The 23,207-nt window shown below is 63.0% G+C and carries 21 protein-coding genes; 12 read left to right on the top strand and 9 right to left on the bottom strand.

The features are described from left to right. Nucleotides 1-13: 13 nt before the first annotated feature. Entirely contained in the window at nucleotides 14-808 is a 795-nt protein-coding gene (locus AC57B6_RS06060; protein WP_030100322.1) for a gamma-glutamyl-gamma-aminobutyrate hydrolase family protein, read from the bottom strand. A 304-nt stretch (nucleotides 809-1,112) separates the two neighbouring features. Continuing rightward, entirely contained in the window at nucleotides 1,113-1,334 is a 222-nt protein-coding gene (locus AC57B6_RS06055) for a hypothetical protein (RefSeq protein WP_171983793.1), read from the bottom strand. A 408-nt stretch (nucleotides 1,335-1,742) separates the two neighbouring features. Between AC57B6_RS06055 and AC57B6_RS06050 the strand changes: the two genes are divergently transcribed. The 3 genes from AC57B6_RS06050 to speB all read left to right on the top strand — a co-directional run bounded on the left by AC57B6_RS06050 (nucleotide 1,743) and on the right by speB (nucleotide 5,000). After that, nucleotides 1,743-2,294 carry a cupin domain-containing protein gene (locus AC57B6_RS06050; RefSeq protein WP_028194831.1) on the top strand — a complete coding sequence of 184 codons (552 nt, stop codon included), beginning with the start codon at nucleotides 1,743-1,745 and terminating at the stop codon, nucleotides 2,292-2,294. A gap of 89 nt (nucleotides 2,295-2,383) precedes the next feature. Further along, nucleotides 2,384-3,877, top strand: a complete 1,494-nt coding sequence (locus AC57B6_RS06045) for an aldehyde dehydrogenase (RefSeq protein WP_496420842.1) — start codon at nucleotides 2,384-2,386, stop codon at nucleotides 3,875-3,877. Between the two features lie 136 nt (nucleotides 3,878-4,013). Beyond that, the gene (speB, locus tag AC57B6_RS06040; RefSeq protein WP_028194829.1) at nucleotides 4,014-5,000 is read left to right on the top strand and encodes an agmatinase; all 987 of its coding nucleotides are present in this window, start codon (nucleotides 4,014-4,016) and stop codon (nucleotides 4,998-5,000) included. A 51-nt stretch (nucleotides 5,001-5,051) separates the two neighbouring features. Here the strand turns inward: speB and AC57B6_RS06035 are convergent, their stop codons facing one another. The 3 genes from AC57B6_RS06035 to AC57B6_RS06025 all read right to left on the bottom strand — a co-directional run bounded on the left by AC57B6_RS06035 (nucleotide 5,052) and on the right by AC57B6_RS06025 (nucleotide 8,226). Beyond that, nucleotides 5,052-6,263: an MFS transporter gene (locus AC57B6_RS06035; protein ID WP_496420841.1), complete on the bottom strand. Its 1,212-nt coding sequence runs from the start codon at nucleotides 6,261-6,263 to the stop codon at nucleotides 5,052-5,054. Beyond that, nucleotides 6,260-6,793, bottom strand: coding sequence for a MarR family winged helix-turn-helix transcriptional regulator (locus AC57B6_RS06030; protein ID WP_046572778.1), 534 nt, complete (start codon nucleotides 6,791-6,793; stop codon nucleotides 6,260-6,262). The genes AC57B6_RS06035 and AC57B6_RS06030 overlap by 4 nt, the downstream gene beginning before the upstream one ends. A 125-nt stretch (nucleotides 6,794-6,918) precedes the next feature. Beyond that, a complete protein-coding gene (locus AC57B6_RS06025) occupies nucleotides 6,919-8,226 on the bottom strand; it encodes an alpha/beta fold hydrolase (RefSeq protein ID WP_496420840.1) in 1,308 nt (435 codons plus the stop codon). Between the two features lie 368 nt (nucleotides 8,227-8,594). Between AC57B6_RS06025 and AC57B6_RS06020 the strand changes: the two genes are divergently transcribed. Together AC57B6_RS06020 and AC57B6_RS06015 are read left to right on the top strand one after the other, a co-directional pair. Further along, nucleotides 8,595-9,275: a class II aldolase/adducin family protein gene (locus AC57B6_RS06020; protein ID WP_028194825.1), complete on the top strand. Its 681-nt coding sequence runs from the start codon at nucleotides 8,595-8,597 to the stop codon at nucleotides 9,273-9,275. 188 nt (nucleotides 9,276-9,463) lie between these two features. Then, the gene (locus AC57B6_RS06015) at nucleotides 9,464-10,618 is read left to right on the top strand and encodes a sigma-54 interaction domain-containing protein (RefSeq protein WP_028194824.1); all 1,155 of its coding nucleotides are present in this window, start codon (nucleotides 9,464-9,466) and stop codon (nucleotides 10,616-10,618) included. Here the strand turns inward: AC57B6_RS06015 and AC57B6_RS06010 are convergent. The 4 genes from AC57B6_RS06010 to AC57B6_RS05995 are packed head-to-tail and all read right to left on the bottom strand — an operon-like array spanning nucleotide 10,609 to nucleotide 14,510. Further along, the gene (locus AC57B6_RS06010; RefSeq protein WP_496420839.1) at nucleotides 10,609-11,388 is read right to left on the bottom strand and encodes an ABC transporter permease; all 780 of its coding nucleotides are present in this window, start codon (nucleotides 11,386-11,388) and stop codon (nucleotides 10,609-10,611) included. The two genes, AC57B6_RS06015 and AC57B6_RS06010, sit on opposite strands and share 10 nt — an antisense overlap. 26 nt (nucleotides 11,389-11,414) lie before the next feature. Next, complete coding sequence (locus tag AC57B6_RS06005) at nucleotides 11,415-12,269, bottom strand: ABC transporter permease (RefSeq protein WP_082094526.1); 855 nt, start codon at nucleotides 12,267-12,269, stop codon at nucleotides 11,415-11,417. Continuing rightward, the gene (locus AC57B6_RS06000; protein ID WP_082094527.1) at nucleotides 12,253-13,380 is read right to left on the bottom strand and encodes an ABC transporter substrate-binding protein; all 1,128 of its coding nucleotides are present in this window, start codon (nucleotides 13,378-13,380) and stop codon (nucleotides 12,253-12,255) included. Before AC57B6_RS06000 ends, AC57B6_RS06005 begins: the two co-directional genes overlap by 17 nt. 53 nt (nucleotides 13,381-13,433) lie before the next feature. After that, nucleotides 13,434-14,510: an ABC transporter substrate-binding protein gene (locus tag AC57B6_RS05995; RefSeq protein ID WP_178371075.1), complete on the bottom strand. Its 1,077-nt coding sequence runs from the start codon at nucleotides 14,508-14,510 to the stop codon at nucleotides 13,434-13,436. A 465-nt stretch (nucleotides 14,511-14,975) separates the two neighbouring features. Between AC57B6_RS05995 and AC57B6_RS05990 the strand changes: the two genes are divergently transcribed. The 7 genes from AC57B6_RS05990 (at nucleotide 14,976) to AC57B6_RS05960 (ending at nucleotide 23,153) form a co-directional block, all read left to right on the top strand. Next, nucleotides 14,976-16,157, top strand: a complete 1,182-nt coding sequence (locus tag AC57B6_RS05990) for an LLM class flavin-dependent oxidoreductase (RefSeq protein WP_496420838.1) — start codon at nucleotides 14,976-14,978, stop codon at nucleotides 16,155-16,157. A 45-nt stretch (nucleotides 16,158-16,202) separates the two neighbouring features. Continuing rightward, the gene (locus AC57B6_RS05985; protein ID WP_496420837.1) at nucleotides 16,203-17,288 is read left to right on the top strand and encodes an ABC transporter substrate-binding protein; all 1,086 of its coding nucleotides are present in this window, start codon (nucleotides 16,203-16,205) and stop codon (nucleotides 17,286-17,288) included. A 44-nt stretch (nucleotides 17,289-17,332) separates the two neighbouring features. Next, the gene (locus tag AC57B6_RS05980; RefSeq protein WP_496420836.1) at nucleotides 17,333-18,160 is read left to right on the top strand and encodes an energy transducer TonB; all 828 of its coding nucleotides are present in this window, start codon (nucleotides 17,333-17,335) and stop codon (nucleotides 18,158-18,160) included. 108 nt (nucleotides 18,161-18,268) lie between these two features. Next, nucleotides 18,269-18,976 carry a MotA/TolQ/ExbB proton channel family protein gene (locus tag AC57B6_RS05975; protein ID WP_496420835.1) on the top strand — a complete coding sequence of 236 codons (708 nt, stop codon included), beginning with the start codon at nucleotides 18,269-18,271 and terminating at the stop codon, nucleotides 18,974-18,976. Beyond that, on the top strand, nucleotides 18,976-19,386 hold the full coding sequence (locus tag AC57B6_RS05970) for an ExbD/TolR family protein (RefSeq protein WP_153140454.1): 411 nt from the start codon (nucleotides 18,976-18,978) through the stop codon (nucleotides 19,384-19,386). Before AC57B6_RS05975 ends, AC57B6_RS05970 begins: the two co-directional genes overlap by 1 nt. Before the next feature lie 56 nt (nucleotides 19,387-19,442). Then, nucleotides 19,443-20,513: an ABC transporter substrate-binding protein gene (locus tag AC57B6_RS05965; RefSeq protein WP_496420834.1), complete on the top strand. Its 1,071-nt coding sequence runs from the start codon at nucleotides 19,443-19,445 to the stop codon at nucleotides 20,511-20,513. Between the two features lie 327 nt (nucleotides 20,514-20,840). Continuing rightward, a complete protein-coding gene (locus tag AC57B6_RS05960; RefSeq protein ID WP_496420833.1) occupies nucleotides 20,841-23,153 on the top strand; it encodes a TonB-dependent receptor in 2,313 nt (770 codons plus the stop codon). Nucleotides 23,154-23,207 lie beyond the last annotated feature (54 nt).

Here is a 23,207-nt window from a genome sequence, read left to right as displayed (position 1 = left end):
GTGCGCGACCGGCTCAGGCATGCGTGGCAGCGGCGGATGCCGCGCCATAGCCGGCCTTGGTGCGCATTCGATCGCGGCAGGCATCGCCGAAGGCGCGGAAGATCGCGGTGGAAAGCGCGTCGTTGGCATGCTTCCATTCCGGGTGCCACTGCACACCCAGCGCGAAGGCACGCGCATCTTTCACACTCACCGCTTCGATCAATCCATCAGGGGCGGTGGCTTCGGCCACCAATCCCACGCCCAGCCGCTCGACGCCCTGACCGTGCAATGAATTCACACGCGCTTCACTCGTGCCGCCCGCGAGGCGCTGCAACAAGCCGCCCTGCGTCAGCGTGATCGAATGCGACGGTGCGTATTGCACGTCGAGGTCGTCTTCCTTGTTCTCACGATGGTCGTTCAAGCCGGCCACCGCGTGAACGCTTTGATGCAACGTCCCGCCGAACACCACGTTCATTTCCTGGAAGCCCCGGCATACCGCCAGTACCGGCACACCCGCGGCGATCGCCGCGCGCAGCAGCGGCAGCGTCGTCGCATCGCGTGCGGCGTCGTGCAACGTGCCCGGCGCGCTGGGATGGCCGCCGTAGCGGTGCGGCTCGACATTCGAATAGCTGCCGGTGAACAGCAGCCCGTCGACAGCGTCCAGTACGTCCGCGGTGGACTGACGCTCGCCGAGCGCCGGCACCAGCATGGCCAGCGCCTGTGAGCCGTCCACGATCGCGGCGATGTACTTTTCGCCGGTGACGTGCGATGGGTGAACTCCCATCATCGTTCTGTCGGCGCTGATGCCGACCAGGGGTTTGTTTCGCATAACTGATAGACGTGTGTGTTCCCCGCGGAACGCGGCATGAACAACGTTAAACACAGCGCGGCACGATTCCGCAGCCGGACGCGAGGCGTCAGGCCACCGGGGTAGTGCGGGCGGCTTTCGCCAACTGAACGCGCCGCGCGTGGTAATCAGGCTGGCCGTTCGATTCGCTCCGCTGCGGCGCGCAACGTCTCTGATCCGCGTGAAATGCACAGGCGGCAGACAGCACCGCACAGGCACGAACGCACGGCTCGATAGAGCGCGTTCACGCAAACGGATGAATCGAACGGCGAAAAAGGGGGAGGCGCTACGGCAGCAGCGAGGCGACTTCGTCCGTGCGCACAGCAATGAAGGCACGCGCGGAGATGGAGTTGTGACGTCGTACTGAACGACGGGACAGGATTGTGAAGACGGACAGGAAGCGGCGGAACGCAAGGCTGCCGTTGCTGCCGTCGGCGATGGCGCCGTCAGCGCGAGGACAACTCGCCTGACTTCGATTCCATCTCACCAAAGGGCCTCGGACTCTCACGATTACACTCTAATGTCTATTGAACGACTTGCTCAAAAACGCTCGGGGCGTTTAAAGAAACAGGACGCTGGGATGGTCGGAGCTACCGGTTGCGAAACTGCTTCGCTGCGCCACAAAACACATTCTCGTATCTCGTGACACCGGCATGACGACCGCCTGTGAACCATCGTATACGAGCCAATAATGCCGTCAAATCATTTTTATAAAAGATTTATCAGGGCTTTCCCGGGGGTGTCATAAGAATACCCAGGCATGGGAACATTCGTTGCGGCTACTATATTTCGGAAGCCTTTCAGGGGTTTTCCCCAGCGGCGCGAAGATTAAAGTGATTAGAATATTCAACACTCGCGGGCAACTGTTGCCCGAGTCCACGGGTTCCGATCGTCTTCCATGTCAGAGAATTCAGCGATGTCTATTGAAGTAGCAACCCGTCTGCAATACATCCGTAAGAAGAATGGCCTGTCTCAGCGTGAACTGGCAAAACGGGCGGGGGTGACCAATGGCACGATTTCGCTGATTGAACAGAACCGCGTGAGTCCGTCGGTCGGGTCGTTGAAGAAACTGCTCGAATGCATACCGATGAGTCTCGCCGAGTTCTTCACCTTTGAAGTCGAGGCGGAGCGTTCGGTTGTATCGCGGCGCGCCGACATGCCGAATCTCGGCAATGAGTCGATCGAGTTCTATCTCGCGGGCTCCAGTGTGAAAGACCGCAACATGGGCATTCTGCGCGAGGTCTATCAGCCGCTGTCCGACACGGGGCCGGAAATGCTGGAGCACGAGGGGCACGAGGGCGGAGTGGTGGTCAGCGGTCAGATCGAACTGACGGTGGACGGCGTCACGTGGCTGCTCGACCCTGGTGACAGCTATTACTTCGAAAGCCGCCTGCCGCATCGTTTTCGCAATCCCAGCGCGGAGCATCTCTGCGAGATCGTGTCGGCCAACTCGCCGCCCACGTTCTAAAGACTCCGCGCCAACGCGCCGCGACGCAGTTCCAAGCCGCCTGAGGTCGATGCCGGCGTGCGTCGAGCGCATAACATTGAGGCATCCTGATGGACAAGAAATCTCTCGCCTTCTGGCAAGACAAAGCCGCTACGCTTTCTATTGAAGGCCGTGCGTTTATCGACGGCGAATACCGTGCTGCTGCGGGCGGCCGTACGTTCGACTGCCTGAGTCCGATCGACGGCAGGCTGCTTGCCAAAGTCGCCGACAGTGGCGCGGCGGATGTCGACGCCGCCGTGGCGGCCGCGCGCCGCGCGTTTGACGCGGGCGTCTGGTCGGACCTCAATCCACGCAAGCGCAAGGCGATTCTGTTGCGCTGGGCGGCGTCGATCCGCGAACACATGGACGAACTCGCGCTGCTCGAAACGCTGGACGCAGGCAAGCCGATTGCCGACACGACCACGGTGGATGTGCCAGGTGCGGCGTACTGCGTCGAGTGGTTTGCCGAAGCGATCGACAAGGTCGGCGGCGAAGTCGCGCCGGCCGATCATCACCTGGTGGGTCTCGTCACACGCGAGCCGATCGGCGTGGTTGCCGCGGTGGTGCCGTGGAATTTTCCGATCTTGATGGCTTCCTGGAAGTTCGGCCCGGCGCTCGCCGCGGGCAACAGCGTCGTGCTCAAGCCTTCGGAGAAATCGCCGCTCACCGCGATTCGCCTCGCCCAGCTCGCGCTGGACGCCGGTATTCCCGCCGGTGTGTTCAACGTGGTGCCGGGCGCGGGCGAGCCTGGCAAGCTGCTGGCGCTGCATCAGGACGTCGACTGTCTCGCCTTCACCGGTTCGACCAACGTCGGCAAGCTGATCATGCAGTACGCCGGTCAGTCGAATCTGAAGCGCGTCTGGCTCGAACTCGGCGGCAAGTCGCCGAACATCGTGATGCCCGACTGCCCCGATCTCGATCGGGCGGCGAATGCGGCGGCCGGTGCGATCTTCTACAACATGGGCGAAATGTGCACCGCCGGTTCCCGCCTGCTCGTCCATCGCGACATCAAGGAGGTGTTCCTCGACAAGCTGATCGCCGCCGCGCGTAGCTATACACCGGGCAACCCGCTCGATCCGCAAACCTCGATGGGCGCGATCGTCGACAACGTGCAGCTCGAACGCGTGCTCGGCTATATCGAAGCGGGCCGTGCCGAAGCAAAGCTGTTGCTGGGTGGATCGCGGGTCAGGCAGGAGACCGGCGGTTACTATATCGAGCCGACCATCTTCGAGATTCCGGCTGCCGGGGCCAAAGTTGCGCGCGAGGAAATCTTCGGGCCGGTGTTGTCGGTGATCACGTTCGACACGGTCGAAGAGGCGATCAGGATCGCTAACGATAGCGAGTATGGTCTTGCCGCCGCATTGTGGACCTCGAACCTCACCACCGCGCATGAAGTGTCGCGCAAGCTGCGTGCCGGCACGGTATGGGTCAACTGCTATGACGAAGGTGGGGATATGAACTTCCCGTTCGGCGGCTACAAGCAATCGGGCAACGGACGCGACAAGTCGTTGCACGCGCTGGAGAAGTACACCGAGCTGAAGTCCACGCTCGTTCGGCTGCGCTAAAGGATTCGCAAGCCAGCGCGGCGGCTTGCAGGAATGCAGTCGCCGCGTTCCCAATGAATCCGGGGCCGGACGTTGCACGCATCACCAGGAAGCCCCGTGTGCAACGCCGGCATGTTTATCAGGTATCAGGTCATCCATGACTGAACTCATCTACGGCGACGGTGCGATCCGTCGTGCGTCGCTTTATGGCTCGTCGATCGAGAACACCTATGCGGGTGTGTTGTCGTTCATGCGCCGCAAGTACACTCGCGAACTCGACGGCGTCGACGTCGTGGTCTCCGGCGTGCCGCTCGATCTGGCTACCACGTTCCGCTCGGGCGCGCGTCTCGGTCCGGCGGCCGTGCGCGCGGCGAGCGTACAGTTGTCGGAATTGCATCCGTATCCGTGGGGTTTCAATCCGTTCGACGATCTCGCCGTGACGGATTACGGCGATTGCTGGTTCGACGCGCACAATCCCATGACGATCAAGGAATCGATCGTCGAGCATGCGCGGACGATCCTGCGTTCGAACGCAAAGATGCTGACGCTCGGCGGCGATCACTACATTACTTATCCGCTGCTGATCGCGCATGCGGAGAAGTACGGCAAGCCGCTTTCATTGATCCATTTCGACGCTCACTGCGATACCTGGGCCGACGACAGCCCGGACAGCCTGAATCACGGCTCGATGTTCTACAAGGCGGTGAAAGACGGCCTGATCGATCCGAAGACCTCGGTGCAGGTCGGCATTCGCACATGGAACGACGACTTCATGGGGATCAATATCCTCGACGCCGCGTGGGTCCACGAACACGGCACGCGCGCGGCGGTGGAGCGGATCACGTCGATTGTCGGCGAGCGGCCCGCGTATCTGACCTTCGATATCGACTGTCTCGATCCGGCCTTCGCGCCAGGCACGGGTACGCCGGTGGCGGGCGGTTTGTCGTCGGCACAGGGGTTGGCCATTGTGCGCGGGCTCGGCGCGTTGAATCTGGTGGGCGCGGATGTGGTGGAAGTGGCGCCCGCTTACGACCAGAGCGAGATCACGGCGATCGCCGCCGCGCATATTGCCTGCGATCTGTTGTGTCTTTGGCGGCAGCGGAAAGTGGCTGAACACGTGGTTGAACAGGCAACTGAACGTTAGGCACTTCAGTTGAACTGAAGAGGTTTGAAACGGAACCGGCGCAGTGCAGGCTCAGCCCATCGACGACGATCGATCGGGTTGACGCCTGCCTTCGCGCAAGCCGAGCGTATAGGCGACGAGTGTGCCACTCATGATCGCCAGTTGCCACATCAGCATATCGCTGCCGCGCGCTTTCATGGCGAAACCGGCGATAAGCGGCCCCACGATCGAACTGACGGTGAAGGTGATCGACACCAGCCGCATGTTGCGCGTGAGCGCGGCTTTGTCGCTGCAGGCCGCGGCAACCATGCCGAGCGTGATGTACGCGCTGTTCATGCCGCCGAGCAGCAATGCGCTCGCGTCCGCGAGCCATGAGGCGGGCGCGGCGAGCGCGAAACCGAAGATCGCCAGCGTGCTGAGCGCGGCGCAGACGATCACCGTGGCAGCCAGACCCGCGCGATCGGCGAACCAGCCGACCGGAAATTGCAGCGCCATGCCGCCGATACCGAACAGCGTGAGGAGCGTGGCCGTTTGCGTGGTGCTGAGGCCGTGAGCATCGGCAAAGAGCGGGAAGAGGCCATAGAGCGCGCCATCGCCGATGCCGCCCGCGGCGACGACCACCATGCCGAGACTGACCAGGGGGCCAATCGGGACGCGTTTTGCAACGCTATGTTTTCCAGCCCTGCTGCTTCGCGCGGACCGGGCTGCGCCGGCAGCCGGCCGCGCATCGTCCGATGCGGTTAGCCACAGCGGCAGGGCCGCCGCGAAGGTGAAGGCCGCGCCGGCCGCGAACGTGATGCGTCCGTCGACCGCGCACCACACCGCCAATGCCGGGCCAATGACGCCTGCGCTGGCAATTAGCGCTTCGTGCACGCCGACTACACGTCCACTCGATTCAGCCGGCACCAGCCGGTAGAGCCACGTTTCATTGGCGATCCAGCGCAAGCCGATACCGAAGCCGGTCAACAGGCCGGGTACGAGCCATAACGGCCAGCTCAGCGAGCTCATCGTGGCGAACGCAAGCACCGTGGCGGCGAGACCCAGTGACACCGTGCGCTTTGCCCCGATACGCTCCACCAGCCACGGCGCGATCAGCAGGCCGGCGAGCATGCCAGTCCATTGCGAAGCGGAGAACAGGCCGGCGCGCGGTGCGTCGAGGCCCTGATGGGCCAGCCACACCGGCAGCACCATGAAGCCGATGCCGAACTGACCGATCTGCGAGAGCGCTGAGACCGCGGTCAGCGCCGCGATCGCCGGCCAGCGTACCGGCGCGGCGGCACTCATCGACAGCTCTGCGCGGGCATCGGCAGACCCTGTTCGCGGCATTCGACGGGGCAGCCGGCTTTCAGGCAGGGGCCGTCGTCGCAGAGGCGGCATAGTTGCATGGCGTGTGCGGGATCGCGGGTCTCGTGCCACAGGATCTTGATCAGCAGGTTTTCGAACACCTCGCGCTCACGCTCGTCCAACTGCCCGACGATGCGTTGGAGTATCCGGTCGCGTGCCGATTGCAGACGTTTGACTTCGCGCTTGCCGGACGCCGTCAAAGCAAGCGCGACGGAACGCTTATCCGCACCCGTTTTCTTTTCGACGAACGCTGCCTCCACCAGACCGGCGACTGCACGCACCGCGGCCGGATGCGAAAGATCGACCGCTTCACGCAGCACTTCAATGGATGAATCGGGATACTGACCGATCGCGTTGAGCATGGCGCGGGCCGTGGAACCCGCCAGTGCCGGCTCGGTAGGCTGCGCGTTCATCTCGTCCGTGACCAGCAGGGCGAGCACGCCAAGCAGATTTTCCGTGCGCTGCGTCATAGGGATGCCTCAATGTGTGCAATGTGCATATATGTATGTTGCACACATTGAAGGTGACGCGCAAGCGGTTTTTTGTGACCGTCAATGGGTCGCCGCAAGTCGTGCCGAAGATGCGCGGCGCCGTATCAGGACTGTGGCTGCTGCTCGACTGGCGAGCACACCGGCGTCACAGGCTGGCCTGCCAGCACCTTCCTGACGAAAGGTAGCGAATCCTCCAGCGACGTGTTGACCGTGCCGTTATGTTCGCGGCCTGCATACAGATGCGCCTCGACCGTGGTGCCTGCCGCGCAGGCGTCTTTTGCCAGCGAGAGTTCCAGCGGCGCGAGACCGTCGTCCGCACCGATCCCGATGAACACCGGCGACTTGATCTTCAGGGTCGGAAACTTCAGATAGTCGTCCCACCATGCCTGTAAGCGTGCGTTGGCGCCTGGTTTCACGGTGTTCGCGGTGCTCAACCCGGCGAGCGCGGCGTCGTCTTCGAGCGACGCGAGGCAACTGATGCGCGACTGTTCGAGAATGGGCAGTGCCGAATCGGTGAGGATGTCGGAAGCCTTCAACGCAGGGTCGATCTGTTGCGCCGACAGCACGGAATAGAACTGGTACGCGAGCGTTGCATCGATCCGATTGGGGTCACGCTTATAAGCCGTCTTGAACGGGGTAAGCGTTGCAAGGGTTTGCTTCGGTGCGTTGTAAATCACACCGGTTGCGACCGTGCCGCGAATATTCAGTTCAGGCGCGTACGTGCTCGCGTAGCCGGCCGCGGCGAATACCGCGGAGCCACCCTGTGATTGCCCGACCAGCACCACCTGATTGGCGAGTCCGGGCACGCTGTGCAACACCGCCCGCACGCTGTCGAGCATCGTGTAGCTATTCGAGCGATTGTTCAGTTGCGGATTGGGCCCAGGCGTGCCGAGCCCTTGATAGTCGGCTGCCACAACCGCGAAGCCTTGCTGAAGCCACGCATTCAGATAGCGTACGTCGCGATACGAGCGTCCGAACCACGAGGGCGCGCAGATATCCGCCATACCGAAGGTGCCGTGCCCCCACGCGACGATCGGCCATCCTCCCTGCGGCGGCTGGCCTTTGGGCAGGAACAGCGCGCCTGATACGGCAATCGGTGTTTTACCGCCGACGCCATCCGTTGAACTGTATAGCAGTCGCAATTGCTGACCGGCATTGGCGAGGCCGAGCGTGGGCGGCAGTTGTTCCGAGCGGAGCAACTCGCCTGGCTGCGCGGGAATCTCGTTCTCCCACGTATAGAACGCGGACACGCGGCCGTCGCCTTGCAGCGGATCGGGGGCCGGTGCTCTTGCGCCTGCGGCGAAAACCAGACTTGAAACCAGCAAGGCCGCTAATGGCGCGGCAAACCATCTGCCGGGTTTGACACGAGCCGATGCGCGTGTAATCCGCGCTCGAATATTTTTTGCTTTCATGCTGATGCCTTGAACGATGGTGAGAGGAGTGCGGGCCACACGAAGCCCACTGGCGTGAACTCAGTGGACCCGGGCGGCTTTCAACGCAAGTTCTGAACCATCGTTGCTCGTGGACGTTGGAACCCGCCTGACATCGACCTGCAACGATGCGGCGCGAGCGGTGCGTGGGTCCCGTTTGCATCGTGCGCAACAGCCGTTGATGATGCGCTGTTGGTCCAGCAGCACAATGACTTCGGTCGGGCACAGGGCGTCATGTGCGGTGCGCGGCGAAAAGGCTGCTGCATATGAGACCGTGCGAGATGCGTGGATTGGCACGCTTGCTGCTAACTACCGCTCGCATCGATCCCTCACTTGTCCAAGGACCCATCATGTCAGTCACACAAACGCTGGAAAGCGGCGAACTGGTCGCCTTCGTCGAACGCATCCGGCGCGAGTTCGCGCAAGCCGCGCGTGTCCTCAAGGAAACCCGCACCTTGTCTGCCACCAACACCTTCCAGGCCTATCAGCGTGTGCCGGGCACGGACCTCGTCGTAGCCGTGTCGGCGCCCACGCCGTGGGCGCAATCGCAGGAGGTTCAGGCGGTCGTGGTGTCGTTCGACGGCAAGGTGATCCACGGCGATCCGAAAGCGTCGGGCCATGGTCCGCGCTATGCAGGCGTGTTCCAGGAAGCGCCCGAAGTCGACGTGGTCATTCACGTGCATGGTCCGTATCTCGGGGCGTGGGCTAGTGCGCATCGTCCGTTGCCGATTCTGTATGCGCCGGCTCAGCGTCATACGAAGGCCCGCGAAATTCCGGTCTATATCGACCGGCGGCCGGGCGAACCGCGTTTCATCGTCGACACGATCCGGCGCGATCCGAACATTCCGGCGATTCTCGAGGCAAACGGCGGCGCGACATTCTGGGGTAAAAACATCCTCGACGTCTCGCAGTACATTCTGATTCTCGAAGAGGGGGCGTACTTCCAGGCCCTCGCAGAGTCGCTTGGCGGGTCGAAGGAGTTCGGCCCCGGCGTGCTCGAACAGCAATGGAAGATGACCGGACTAGCTTGAGAACCGGCCTGAACGGCAACGAGTGACGACAGGCGGCGCGCAGCGATCAACCGCGCCGCTGCCGTATCGACGCAGCCGGGCAGCGTTATTGCCGGTTCCGTCATACTGTTAGCTCGATGTATTGGTTCGCAACGCACGATCGGCTTGATATTGTCGAGGCTCCCTTTGGATTCCTTGCTGGTCGATCAATGGCTGTCTTCAGTTTCCCCGATCCCACGTCGCACGCCATTACGATACGTGCGAAAGCGCTGACATTCGACGACCCGAAGTCGCTGGTGCTGCTCGAACGTATCCATCTGGTCGCGCCGAGCGACGCCACCGTACTTGTCACCGGCGAAAGCGGCACAGGCAAGGAACTGATTGCACGGCTCGTGCATTCACTGAGTGAACGCCGTGACGGGCCGTTCGTGGCGGTAAATTGCGGCGCCTTCTCGGAGACGCTGATTGAGAGCGAACTGTTCGGTCACGAACGAGGCGCGTTCACCGGCGCGATCAGCAGTCAGCCTGGCTGGTTCGAATCCGCCAATCGCGGCACGCTGTTTCTCGACGAAGTGGGAGACTTGCCGCTTGCCGCCCAGGTCAAGCTGCTGCGTGTATTGCAGGAGCGCGAAGTGGTGCCGGTAGGCTCGCGCAAAACCGTCAAGATCGACGTGCGTCTGGTCACGGCGACCAACGTGAATCTCGAAGCCGCGGTACGCGCCGGGCACTTTCGGGAGGATCTGTATTACCGCCTGAACGTCGTCAAACTGAGCCTGCTGCCATTGCGTGAGCGGCCAGGCGACATCGGACCGTTGATCCAGCACTTTCTCGAGAGCTACGCCAGGCGCTTGCGGATCACGCCGCCGGCGCTCACAGACGCCGCGCTCGAGCGGCTTCATGCACACTCGTGGCCGGGCAATATTCGCGAGCTGGAGAACGTGATTCATCATGCGCTGCTGGTGAGCAGCGGCGGTTTCATCGATGTCGCCGATCTGCAGTTTTCCGCACTCTCGCTGGCGCCTCACACGCCGGCAGCAGATGCGCCTGCGGCAACGGCGGCGCTTGCGGCCAATCCTGCGCGCCGTCCGCGTGATATCGCGGAAGCCACCGGCGCTTTGCGCGAGGCCATTGTCGATCTGCTGGAACTCGGTACGCCCAGGCTTTGGCAGCACATCGAAGACACGGTCTATCGCAGCGCCTTCGAATTCTCCGAGAACAATCAGCTGCGTACCTCACGTCTGCTCGACTTGTCGCGCAACATCGTGCGGGCACGGCTCGCGCAACTCGGCATCCTCAAGCTGCGTGACGCCGGCGAGCCGGATTCCGCCGACGCGAGCGAAGCCGGCGACCGCCGTCAGGCGTGATCGCGCCAGCGCAGCAAACGCTGTGCGACGCGCTCGCACAGCATGCCCATTGCCACCGCCAGCACCGTGACGCCTGTCACGCATACCAGCAGCACGTCAACGCGCGCGCCGGCCTGCGCTGTCTGCATCAGATTGCCGACGCCAGCCCCGGCGTTGAATAACAGTTCGCTGCTGGTCGCCGTAATCCATGCGAACGGTACCGCTTGCAGAATGCCGGCGAACACGTCCGGCAACGCACCTGGAATCAGCACGTCGCGCAGCCAGCCACGCCGCGTCAATTCGTACGACTGCGCGAGTTCGAAATAGCGCTGATCGATACGGCGCAGTCCATCGAAACTGCTTGTCACCGTCGGATAGAAAGCCGCGAGGAAGACGATGAATACCTTGGCGACCTCGCCCGTGCCGCACCAGAGGCTGATCAATGGAATCAAGCCGAGCAGCGGGACGTGGCGCAGGGCCTGAAATAACGGATGCACCAGTTTTTCGGCACTGCGCGACAACGCGGTCAACGCGCCTACCGCGACACCGGCGATCGTACCGGTGACAAGACCCAAGGTAGTACGACGCAGACTCGCGCCGAGGTCGACGACCAGTTCTCCGCTTCTGGCCAGTTCGAGAAGGGCGCTGAACACCTGCTCGAGCGGCACGAACGCGTACTGATGCACGGCATCACGATAAGCGGCGAGTTGCCAGAGTCCGAGTAGGACAAGCGGCAGAACAAAGCCGCGGGCGCGTCGGCGTAGCGGGGACGTAGCGTGCAGGGCGATCATGGAGGGCGTTTTGCAGAGAGAAGAGTTCAACGGTTAGGCGTTTGCCAACGCAACACGCGGCGCTGCACGAGGGCGATGCTCTGATCGAGGGTGAAGCCGATCAGGCCGATGGCGATTACGTCGACCATCACGATGTCGATACGCAGCATCTGCCGCGCCATTTCCATCATTTCGCCAATGCCGCTGTCGGCGCTCAGCAACTCGACCGCGACCAGCGCGAGCCATGAACGCGCAATCGCAATGCGAATGCCGGTGAGTAGCGAGGGAATGGCCGAAGGCAATAGCACGTCGCGCAACAACCCGGCGCGACCCAACCCATAGTGACGCGCCATTTCGATCAGATCGCGCGGTACGCCTTGCACCCCGCCGTAGGTGGCTAGCGCGACGGGAAAGAATACGGCCTTGGCGACCACGACTACCTTTAACGGCTCGTCGATGCCGATGAGCAGAATCAGGATCGGGATCAGGGTGAGCGTCGGCACCTGCCGCAGGATGTCGAAGAGCGGGCGTACGTAGTCGGAGAAGGTACGGTTCACGGCGAGCAGGGTGCCGCACACGATGCCGGACAGGCAGCCCCACGCGAAACCGGTTGCCAGACGACGCAACGTGATCAGCAGGTTGTCCTGCAGGTCGCCGCGGGCAGCAAGCGTACGGAAGGTGTCGTAGACCTTGTGCGGCGGGACGAGGAGTTGCGGCGCGAACCAGTGCCGCGCGCTTGCGTACCACCAGAGCAGAAACAGCAGTGCCGGCGAAACCCACCACAGCAACCACGAAACGCGGCGCGTCAAGGCACGCGCCTGGGCGAACGCTGCGGATGGCGTGGATGGTATGGGTGGGTTGGATGCCGTGGCATCCACCACCGTATCAGCGGTTTGCGACATTCGTCGTAGCGCTCGCATCCCAGTAGTGCTCCAGCTTGAGTTCCTTCAACGCGTTGTTCACGAACTGTGGCGCGAGCAGGCTATTGACGTCCACGCCGCCGGACGTGAGTCTGGCCTGCTGGCTGTAGGCCGACACATCGCGGTAATGCGCGCTGAGCGACGGTGTGAAAAGCGGCGCCCATTGTTCTTTCCACGGCTGTTTTTCGTCGTCGTACTCGCGCCGCACCACGTTTTCAGGTTGACCCGAAGCACTGAGAATCTTGATGAACGCATCGCGATTCTGAGCTTGCGAGATCCAGTAAGCCGCTCGTACATAAGCGGTTGCGACCAGTTGCGTGACGTCGGGGTACTGACGCACGAAATCGTCGGAGGCCCAGAGTTCCGCGCGCATCTTCCATGCGTCGGGGGCTTCCTTAGTCGACCAGATGATCTTGCCGACCTGCTTGTCCACTAGCGGATAAGCGTCCGAGAGCGTAAAGAATCCGTCCACCCGGCCTGCGCTGACGGCGGCGGCGCCCGCTTGCGGATCGAGGTTATAGATCTTGAAGTCGGACAGTTTCAGGCCGTTGGCCGCCAGCAGTTTGCCGAACGTGACTTCCCACGGGCGGCCGCGATTGAGCGCAATCCGCTTGCCTTTCAGATCGACGATCGACTTCGCCGTCGAATTGGCCGGCACCACCAGATAGGTATTGCTGCCCACGCCGCCCGGCACAATCAGTTTCGTATGCGTGCCGGACGCGTTGACCACGACCGAGGGCAGGTCACCGTAGCCGGCGAAGTCGATGCTGTGATTCGTGAAGGCCTCGTTGACCAGCGTGCCCACGGCGGCGGTCGAGACCGGCACCCATTGCAACTGGATATGGCGTGCGGCAAGCGCTTTTTCCAGCGACTTGTCGGCGTCGATTAAAGCGGACGCACCCGCGTACTGCGTTTTGCCGCCGCTCGAATAGGCGACCACGGCGATTCGCACGACTTTCGGCGCGTCCTCCGCGCGTGCGAGGCAGGGGCCCAGCAGCGCGGCAGCGGTGAGCGGCAGCGTCATCGACCATGCGACGAACGCGCGCCTTAACGCAGGCCTCAACAACGGGGAGAGAGCAAATGAGCGTTTCATGATGTGCGGATCAGACCTTGAACGTAATGTGTGGAAGCGGGCGGCGCATTCATTCATGCCCGGCGCTTAAGTGGCGAATGCAGCGCATCGGCCATCGGGCGCGGATCGATCCAGTCGGCGATCTCAAAGTCGGCTTCGAGGAAACCCCACTCGAACAGGAACTTCTTGAAGTCGTCGAGCGCCGCGACCGATTCGGCTTCGAGGTTCACGCCGAGATGGTGATGCAGGTTGCCGCCATAGGCCGCGTGAACCCACTCGACCGCCGATGCGGTTTCGTGCGATACGTACTGCGCGGTTTCGTCAGGATGCGTGCGCGCCCAGTCGCCCGCGGCGACCACGAGCTTCAGAAAACCGGCGACGATATCCGGATGATTGGCGAGCACTTCCGCGTTCACCGTGAGCGGACGCGGCGTGCCGTTGTTATTGCGGATATGCGGTTCTGGATGAAACCCGATATCGATTACCGCTTGCGCACCGATCAGTTGCGCAACCTCCAGGCCAACCGAGCCCTTCACGTAGATCGCATCCACCGCGTCGCGCAGCAGGGCGCTCGCTTCGGCGGCATACAACGCGCGGCTCGAAAGGCCGAGCGGCAAGGTAAAGAGCTCCGTAGCGGGATCGTCTCCGACAGCCTGCAGCGTGCGGGCTTCAACATCGATCAACTCGACATCGCGCGTTGTCATGCCCTCCAGGCTCAGTGCATTGAGGAAGCCACGCAATGCGGATGCGCGAAAAATGTCGATGCGATCAGTCGGGCGGCGCGGAATCGCGAGGCGCCGGCCGCGTAACTGCTTCACCGACTGAATGCCGGAGCCCGGCAGCGTCAGGATCAACTGCGATTCATCGACCCACGATAAACCGATCACGCGCGTATCCGCTCGATGCGAGCGCGCCCACATCGCCGGGATGCTGCCGCCCTGACGAAACGACATCGCCAGCGTGTGGTCGCTGATCGACGACGCGTCGTGTCCGGCCGAGTCGCGCAATGAGCGGATCGCGACGCCGTCGGCCGACGATTCGCCGTTGAGCCAGCCGAGATGCACGGCGATGCCGAGCGGCGTCGGTACCGGTGAACGTGCGTACCAGAAGGGATGCTGTTTGTCCGATGACGAATCGGGCCTGTCTGTCATGTGTGTTTTCCATATCGAGGTTCGTCTTGCGCACTGGCCGGCGCGCGAAAGCGGTAGCGGCGGCGCGGACGGATAAATGCAAATTCCAGGCCAGGCACGCGCGGTCGCTGTGGCAGGCCTTGGCAGGCATGCGGCTCGGCTGCGCACGCCGGGGCAGGCTGCGCGGATCGAGTGGCGACCGCGCGGGCGAGTGTTGCTGCAGCAGCAGTTGCGCGAAGCGATGTTGCGCTGGCAACACGTGGGGTGCTGATGCAGCACCTGGTGCGCGCTCCGGCAGAGCAGGGATCGATGCGTGTTGATGCGGGCCGATGAGGCCGCAACGCGTGTGGCCGTCGCGCATTCGCATGCCGACCGGAGACCGGGTCATTGCAATTGGCATAGGCCGTGCTTAGAGAGGTGCCGAACCGGTTGCGGCTCGTGTCAGTGCGAGTCCGACCTGACGCTTAAACCAAGGAGAACAGATCAATGGCTGTCGAATTTCTGTGGCGCTTGCCGATGCATGGCGACGGCAGACGCGCGCACGACCGGCATACCCGTGGCGAATGGAATAACCAGACGGCCTCGCGGGTCGCGCCGAAAACGGATAGCGACGAGTTCGGCTACATCGACTACCTGTCCCAGGTGGCGCGCGCAGCGGACCTGGTCGGCTTTCATGGCGCGTTGATTCCGATCTTCCGCTTTACGGAGGAGCCGTGGGTGGTGGCCGCCGCGCTGGCGCGTGAAACCCGCAACCTGCGTTTGCTGATCGCGATGCAGCCATGGTTCATGCATCCGGCGTATGCCGCGCAAATGGCCGCCAGTCTGCAGCGGATCAGCCGCGGCCGGGTGGAGTGGAACATCGTGACGGGCGGCGGCGGAGCCGATCAGCGCGCGTACGGCGACTTTATCGATCATGACAGCCGTTACGCCCGCACCGATGAATTTCTCGACGTGGTGAAGGGCTACTCCGCCGGAGAACCCTACACGCACAAGGGCCGCTTCTATCAGGTCGAAGCGGGCGGCCTGGTCGCGCCGCTCTCCAGTCAGCCCGTGCCGCGCATCTATCTGGCCGGCGCCAGCGACGCCGCGATGGCGGTGGCCGCCAAACACGGCGACGTGCATCTGAGTTGGGGCGAGCCGCTGGCCAGACAGAAAGAGGTGATCGACCGCGCCCGCCAGGCGCTCGATGCGCAAAACGCGGAGCGCGATCTGCGCTTCGGCATGCGCATCGACATTCTCGCGCGAGAGACGGAAGAGCAGGCGTGGGCCGAGTTGCGGCAGATGTTCGCCACCGTCAGCGAATCGACGCAACTGGTTGGCACGCGGCGCGCATCAGGTGTCGGCGATTCGGAGTCGGTTGGGGCAAAGCGGCAGTTCGCGCTGCACCAGGGCAATACCCAGCATTTCGACAATCTGATTGTCGGGCCGAACCTGTGGGCCGGTATGTCGAAGATCCGCGGCGGTCCCGGCTGCGTGATCGTGGGCAGCCACGAGCAGGTCGCCGAGCGGCTGGCCGAGTACGTGGACATTGGCGTATCGACCTTCATTCTGGCGAGCAATCCACATCTGGAAGAAGCGTACCGCGTGGGCGAGGAGGTTCTACCGCTGGTGGCGGGAGCGATCGATGCGCGCAGAACGGCCTCGGCATTGCGGGTCGCGCTGGCGTAAGCCGGTGGCGCTCAGGTCCACAGACAACAACCAAGGAATTCAACGATGAGTACAACCGTTGCGCAAGCCGCGACGTCCACTGCACTGTGGTACACCCGCTGTCCCGTGCCGACCGCGCTCGGCATTGCGGTTCACCGTGGCTGGTTCGACGAGGAGTTCGGACCGGACGGCATCACCCTGAATTCGCTGCAGGAGACCCGCGAGCCCGCCAAACGCGAGTCGCATTTCGATCACAGCTTGCCCTCGTCGTTTCGTCAGGGCGGCAACATCCCGGCGCTGTGGGCACGTTCACGAGGCGCAGCGACGCGCGTCGTCGGCCTTTCCTGGACCAATGAATTTCAGGCGATCGTCACGCTGCCTCGCAGTGGCATCCGCCACGCGCGCGATCTGCGCGGACGGCGTCTCGGTCTGCCCCAGCATGCGATCAGTATCGACTTCTGGCGCGCTGCGGCGCTCAAGGGCTTTCTAACCGCGCTTGAGCTCGAAGGTCTCGGACACGGCGACGCGCAATGGGTCGATCTACCCGAGCCGACGCGCGCCGAGGCCGAAGCGCGGATCGCTATCGGCCGCCTGGAGGACGCGCGAGGCAGTGCATCGCCGTTTCGCCGGCCGCATGAGTACGGGCTCGAGGTTGCTGCGCTGGTGCGCGGCGATGTCGATGCGATTTTCGTGAAGGGCGTGGCCGGACTCGAAACCGTGCATCTGATCGACGGGCACGTGGTGATCGACCTGGGCGCGCATCCCGATCCGCTGGTGCGTATCGGCAACGGCACGCCGCGCACGTTGACAGTGGATCAGGCGCTCATCGACGAGCGCCCCGATCTCGTCAGCCGGTTCGTGTCCGTCGTGGTGGCGGCCGGCGACTGGGCGACGAAACATCCGGCCGAGACCGTTGCCTACATCGGCCGTGAGACCCGTTCATCCGACGAGTGGGTGCGCTACGCGTATGGCAGCGATGTGCACCGGCATCTGGAAACCAATCTCTCGCAGACCTCGATCGACGGTCTGGTGGCGTTCAAGGACTTCCTGTTCGAGTGGGGCTTTCTCGAACACGACTTCGATGCGCGCGCCTGGGTCGAGCCGCAACCGTACACCGACATATCGAAGTATCGCCGTGCCTGGGTCGCTTAGTTGGAGCGCTCTTGCGCGGCACGCAAACCAGTAAGGAGTAGACCGTGACGTTTCTCACCATGGAGGGTTCGGGTACGCCTGCGCGCCGTCATGCGGCGCGCTGGCGCGGCTCGGCGGTGCAGCGGTTCAATGCGCCCGCGGCCACGCAGCCGCCGCCGCAGCGCGTGCCTGCGGTGCGGCATGAGGCTGAACCTGAGACCCGCGCGACACACAGGACATGGGGCGAGACCGGCGCTGCCGCGCTGCTGATCCTCGCGTTGCACGCAGGATTCCTGCTTGTGGCACGGCATAGACACGACGCACCGCTCGCGCCTGTCGTGCCGCCCAGGCCGCTGCCGATGACGGTCGAGCTGACGCGGCCACCGGTGCCCTTGCCACAGGCGAAGCAGGCGCCGCCGCCCGTGCCGCAGCCGCTCAAACAGCAGGCGCCGCCGCCACGCCCGCTGACGCGAGCCGCGCCGAAGCCTTCGCCCGCGCCACTCGCGCCACTGGTGGCAGCCGCGCCGGCACCGGCCCCGGCCGACACAGCCGTCGTGCATGTTCCGGCGCCGCCTGCGCCCGTGCCGGCGGCGCCATCCGCGGCGCCGGCCGAAACCGCGCCGATCGGCAACGCCGCGTATCTGCACAACCCGGCACCCGACTATCCGCCGATCGCGCAGGACCAGGGATGGGAAGGACATGTGCTTCTGCGCGTGCATGTGCTGGCGAACGGCAAACCTGACTCGGTCGATATCAGGACCAGCAGCGGCCGCAGGATGCTGGACGACGCCGCGTTGGCCGCGGTCCGGCGCTGGATTTTCGTGCCGGCCAAACGGGGAGACGAAGCGATCGACGGCTGGGTCAACGTACCGATCGACTTCAAGCTGGGTTGACCTGCGCTATCCGCATGGCGGCCGAAGCGCGTGCTGACTCTTCAACACCGGATCCGGATCTTGAACGGAGTTTCGCGCCGGATTTTGAACTACAAGGAATCGATCATCATGAATGGCATTTCAACGACTTTTATCGTGCAGGGCGCCCTCTGGCTGCTGGGGATTTTCTCGGTGGTGACGTGGACCCTCATTGTCGTCAAGGCGCTGCAAAGCGTGCGCGCGAGCGTGCAGAGCCGGCGCTTCACCCGGCAATTCTGGGCGGCCAGCAGTTTCCACGCGGCCGCCGCGGTGGAACCTGGGCTGAGCCCGGTGGGCCGCGTGGCCGCGACTGGCTTCGAGACCTTGCAGCGCGCCGACGAAGGCAATGGTCAGGACCTCGAACATAGCTGGAGCCGCCACGATCTGCTGGAGCGTCACCTGCGCCAGCAGATCCAGAATGAACGCCGCCGTCTCGAAGCAGGTCTCGCCGTGCTCGCGTCGATCGGCAGCACCGCGCCGTTTGTCGGCCTGTTCGGCACCGTGTTCGGCATTATTCACGCGCTGACGGCGATCACACACAGCGCGTCGGCCAGTATCGACGTGGTGGCGGGCCCAATCGGCGAGGCGCTGGTGGCAACCGGCATCGGCATCGCGGTCGCGGTGCCTGCCGTGCTTGCGTATAACTTCTTCGTACGCCGGGTGAAAGCGGCCTCCGCCGATCTCGACGGCTTTGCCACCGACTTCGTTACGCTCGCGCAGAAAGCCGGATTCCGCGTGCAGGGCGCGGCCGCCCGTGCGCAGCCGAGTCTGAAAACCGTCAACGAGGCATTCGCATAATGGCCTTCTCATCCTCTTCCGATAACGACGACGTGCTGAGCGAAATCAACATCACGCCGCTCGTCGACGTAATGCTCGTGCTGCTGGTCGCGTTCATCGTGACCGCACCGCTGCTGAACAATGCAGTGCACGTGAATCTGCCCAGAACGGTCGCCACCGCAGCCGCCGACCAGAAACCGGCGGTGACCGTCAGTGTCGACGCGAAGGGCGTGGTGTACCTCGACAAACGGGCCACCGATCTACACCTGATTGGCGCCGAGCTGTCGGCGCTCAAGGCGAGCAACCCGGACGTCGCGCTCAATCTGCAGGCCGATGAAGGCGTGCCCTACGGCACCGTGGCGAAGCTGATGGCGGCGATCGAGCACGCCGGCATCAGCAGGCTATCGGTATTGACGGCCAACAACGGCTAATCAATCGCGTCGGCTTCTCAACCTCGCGATCTCGCGATTCCTCACCGGAACACTTCATGAGCACTTCGGTTTCAGACAACATCCAGTCGATCTGGTACACGCGCTGTCCGGTGCCGACGCCACTTGGCATCGCCGCGCATCTCGGCTGGCTCGACGATGAATTCGCGCGCGACGGCATTACCGTACGCTCGTTGCAGGAAACGCAGCACGCGGCGCTGCGCGCCTCGCACGTCGATCACACATTGGACAATTCGTTTCGCCAGGGTGGCAGCATTCCAGCGCTGTGGGCGCGCTCGGCCGGGGCGGATACCCGGGTGATCGCGCTAACGTGGGTGGACGAAGCGCAGGCGATCGTCGCGCTGCCCGAATCGGGCATTCGCACGGCGAAGGACCTGCGTGGGCGCCGCGTCGGTTTGCCCAGGCGCGCGGGCGAGAGGATCGATATTTTTCGCGCGGCGGCGTTGCGCGGTTTCGTCAGCGTGCTGGAACTCGAAGGCTTGTCCGCGCGCGACGTCGAGCTGATCGACATCGCGGCTGTCAACGTGCGCGAGCCTGTGGATGGTGGCGCGTTACCCACGGCGTCGTTCAGCAATCCGGGCAGCGTCAGCAGCCGCCGTCTCTATTCCGCGGAAATCGCGGCGCTGGTGCGGGGCGAAGTCGACGCGATCTATGTGAAGGGCTCGCTCGGTCTGGAGAGTGCCTACCTGATCGGCGCACGCATCGTGATCGACATCGGCTTTCATCCGGAGCCGAAGGTTCGCATCAACAACGGCTCGCCACGGCCGTTGACCGTCAATGCGGCCACACTCGACAACCATCCGGACATCGTTAGCCGCTTTCTGGCCCGGGTGATCGACGTGGACGGCTGGGCGCGCGGGCACAAGCAGGAAGTGCTCGGTTATCTGGGCCGGGAAACCGGCTCGGGAGACGACTGGCTGCGACTTGCTTATGGCGACGACGTACATCAACGCCTGCGCACCGATCTTGACGATACATCGATCGCCGCGCTCGATGATTTCAAGCGTTTCCTCGTGGAATGGGATTTTCTGCCGGCTGACTTCGATATCCACGCGTGGATCGATCCGCGCGCGCTCGCCCAATCGCATCGTTACGCGGCGCCGCGTTAGCAGCATGAGTTGCGAAGTGTGCTGTGGCTCTTGCGCCAGAACAGATTCGGCATCCTGATGGACTGATTCAGAATCATCTTTTCCCATCGCTAATTCGTAGCCGTTCGTGTTGAGGTGCTGCGTATGCAACACCTCAACACCATCTCACGGGTGCACCAGCAGCAATACCTCCTCGCTTCATTCACGCAAGCCTTGCGTGACGGACCTCCTCGCCTGGCATCCGACTTGCATTAGAGAACGCCATGCGTGGTGCATCGCTCGCGCACGAAGATGGGAGCCCCGTTGCGGGCGAAATCAAACAACGATTGAATAAGGATAGCGAAGTCAATGTTCAAGAGAAAAACACTCGTCGTCGCGCTCGGGGGAGTGCTTGCTGGTGGCGTGCTGATATCGCCTGCATGGGCCGCTGATAACACGTCAACCGGTGCGGCAGGCGGCGCTTCTGCTGACGCAACCGGACCAGCGGTACAGGGGAAGCCGAAAGCGAAGAGTGCGAACAAGGCCGTGGCCGATACCAATCTGGGAACCGTCACGGTGACCGCGCGCCGACGCAAGGAAAGCATTCAGGAGGTGCCGGTTGCGGTGACCGCATTGAGCGGCGACAGCATCAAGAATAATGAACTGCGGGTGGTCAACGACATCACCAAGTACGTGCCGAACTTCACGGCGCAGTCCACCGAAGGGCGTGAAAGGCCGCGTTGGTTCCTGCGCGGTGTCGGCAGCAACGATCCGTCGGATCTGTCGTTGAGCCCGATCGGTGTCTATTTCGACGACGTTTATATCAACAGCGTGTTTGGCCAGGGCTTTCCGCTCTTCGACCTCGACCATATCGAGGTGTTGCGCGGTCCGCAAGGCACCCTGTGGGGCAAGAACACGATTGGCGGCGCAGTCAGTCTGACGTCGAAGAAGCCGACCTTCGACGTGGATGGCTACGGCAAGGTCGGTATCGGTCAGTACAACAGCCGCCTCGCCGAAGCCGCGATCGGCGGTCCGATCGGCAGCAACGACGTGCTGGCGGCACGCCTTTCGGTCTATCACGAGAACGGCGATAGCTTCTACACCAACACCGTGTCGGGCGGCCGTTTCGGCGGCTTCCACGATAACGCGGTGCGCTTCCAGTTACTGGCGGTGCCGACTTCGAATTCCGACTTCCTGCTGAATATCCATGGCCGCAATTACACGGGCGGCGGCGACCCGTGGCACGCACAAGGGGCCGGCGCGAACGGTGCCAACCAGTTCGGTTTCGTCGGGTCGAGCGATCCGCAAACGGTTTCGCTCAATGCGGCGTCGAGCGATCATATTGCCTCGTATGGCGGCTCGCTGACCGCGCATTGGCATATCAACAGCGCGTTGACGCTCACCTCGATTACCGCGCTGGAAGGCCTGAACCGCTGGTATCAGGACGATGAAGACTATTCACCTTACGACGCCGCGCGTTCGCACGATACGCTCGCATCGCATCAGTTCTCACAGGAGTTCCGTCTCGAGTCGCCGCAGAACGATCGGCTGAGCTGGATCGCCGGCGCGCATTTCTTCACCGAGGAACTGAGCGAGGAGGGGGCGGGCGGCGGCTTGCCGGATGCGCCGGGTGGTCCGTCCTCAACGTATTACCACCTGACTGAACTGACCCAGCATACGCAAAGCGCCGCCGTGTTCGGCAGCGCAAAGTATCGTTTCACCGATCGCTTCAACCTGACTGGCGGCCTGCGCTATACGATCGAACGCAAAACGATCAATCTGACCGGCTTGCAGAATAGCGGCCCCGTTTCGTTCAGCGATGTGAACAACTGGTGGGACCCGTCGTCGATCACGTCGCCACTTGCCGTCAGCGCGCGGCAGAACCAGACCAACACGTGGCGCGCGCCGACTTGGGATTTGACGCCCGAATACGCGATCAGCAACAACGTGCGGGCCTATATCCGTTATGCGCGCGGCTTCCGCTCAGGTGGCTACAACGGCAGCGCCTATACGCAAAGCACGGTTTCGACAGTCACGCCCGAGTACCTGACCGACTACGAGGCGGGCATCAAAAGCGAATGGTTCGACAAGCGCCTGACCGTGAACGCCAGCGTCTTCCACTACGACTATCGCGACATTCAGGTGTTTGCACTGGCGCCGAATCCATTGGGCGGCGCGCCGGTGTCTACCTTGTCGAACGCCGGGCAGGGGCGCGCCGATGGGTTTGAGCTGGAATTGAAGGCGCAGCCGACTAACAGCCTCTACCTGTTCGCTAACCTCGGGCTGCTAAATACGCGCTTCACTGAGTTTGCCAATGTGCCAACCGCAGTGGGCAATTCGTTCGCACGTTCGCCGCACACGACGATCGACGTCGGCGGCGAGTACCGTGTGCCGTTGCCGGTCGGCTCGATTGCAGTAGGGGGCGATATCAACTATCGCAGCACCGAGTACTTCAGCGCGACGCGTCAGACTATTCCGCAGTTGTGGCAGTCGGGCTATACCGTGATGAATGCGCACGTGTCCTATGTGTCGTCGAATCAGAAATATATTCTCACCGGCTACGTGACGAACCTGACTAACAAGGTCTATAAAAAACTGGAGCTGTTGCCGTCTTATGGCGCGTATCCGGTGTTGTATGGCGACCCGCGTGTTTTTGGCCTGACGTTTACCGCCAGGATCTGACCGGGAACCCGTACGGCGTGGCGTAGCAGTCAGGCTGAATGGCGGGCTGCCACG

The organism is Paraburkholderia sp. BGA-UO-ETr-F12, assembly GCF_059567945.1.
Note: the sequence above shows the minus strand (reverse complement) of the source record. Positions and strands in the feature narration are given on the sequence as shown.

Bases quoted from the DNA above. Each gene is read 5' to 3' on its own strand.
- speB (WP_028194829.1), top strand. From the start codon at position 4,014: ATGACTGAACTCATCTACGGCGACGGTGCGATCCGTCGTGCGTCGCTT.
- AC57B6_RS06015 (WP_028194824.1), top strand. From the start codon at position 9,464: ATGGCTGTCTTCAGTTTCCCCGATCCCACGTCGCACGCCATTACGATA.
- AC57B6_RS06045 (WP_496420842.1), top strand. From the start codon at position 2,384: ATGGACAAGAAATCTCTCGCCTTCTGGCAAGACAAAGCCGCTACGCTT.
- AC57B6_RS05985 (WP_496420837.1), top strand. From the start codon at position 16,203: ATGAGTACAACCGTTGCGCAAGCCGCGACGTCCACTGCACTGTGGTAC.
- AC57B6_RS05970 (WP_153140454.1), top strand. From the start codon at position 18,976: ATGGCCTTCTCATCCTCTTCCGATAACGACGACGTGCTGAGCGAAATC.
- AC57B6_RS05960 (WP_496420833.1), top strand. From the start codon at position 20,841: ATGTTCAAGAGAAAAACACTCGTCGTCGCGCTCGGGGGAGTGCTTGCT.
- AC57B6_RS06035 (WP_496420841.1), bottom strand. From the start codon at position 6,263: ATGAGTGCCGCCGCGCCGGTACGCTGGCCGGCGATCGCGGCGCTGACC.
- AC57B6_RS05965 (WP_496420834.1), top strand. From the start codon at position 19,443: ATGAGCACTTCGGTTTCAGACAACATCCAGTCGATCTGGTACACGCGC.
- AC57B6_RS05990 (WP_496420838.1), top strand. From the start codon at position 14,976: ATGGCTGTCGAATTTCTGTGGCGCTTGCCGATGCATGGCGACGGCAGA.
- AC57B6_RS06010 (WP_496420839.1), bottom strand. From the start codon at position 11,388: ATGATCGCCCTGCACGCTACGTCCCCGCTACGCCGACGCGCCCGCGGC.
- AC57B6_RS06020 (WP_028194825.1), top strand. From the start codon at position 8,595: ATGTCAGTCACACAAACGCTGGAAAGCGGCGAACTGGTCGCCTTCGTC.
- AC57B6_RS05995 (WP_178371075.1), bottom strand. From the start codon at position 14,510: ATGACAGACAGGCCCGATTCGTCATCGGACAAACAGCATCCCTTCTGG.
- AC57B6_RS05975 (WP_496420835.1), top strand. From the start codon at position 18,269: ATGAATGGCATTTCAACGACTTTTATCGTGCAGGGCGCCCTCTGGCTG.
- AC57B6_RS06000 (WP_082094527.1), bottom strand. From the start codon at position 13,380: ATGAAACGCTCATTTGCTCTCTCCCCGTTGTTGAGGCCTGCGTTAAGG.
- AC57B6_RS06005 (WP_082094526.1), bottom strand. From the start codon at position 12,269: ATGTCGCAAACCGCTGATACGGTGGTGGATGCCACGGCATCCAACCCA.
- AC57B6_RS06060 (WP_030100322.1), bottom strand. From the start codon at position 808: ATGCGAAACAAACCCCTGGTCGGCATCAGCGCCGACAGAACGATGATG.
- AC57B6_RS06025 (WP_496420840.1), bottom strand. From the start codon at position 8,226: ATGAAAGCAAAAAATATTCGAGCGCGGATTACACGCGCATCGGCTCGT.
- AC57B6_RS06030 (WP_046572778.1), bottom strand. From the start codon at position 6,793: ATGACGCAGCGCACGGAAAATCTGCTTGGCGTGCTCGCCCTGCTGGTC.
- AC57B6_RS06050 (WP_028194831.1), top strand. From the start codon at position 1,743: ATGTCTATTGAAGTAGCAACCCGTCTGCAATACATCCGTAAGAAGAAT.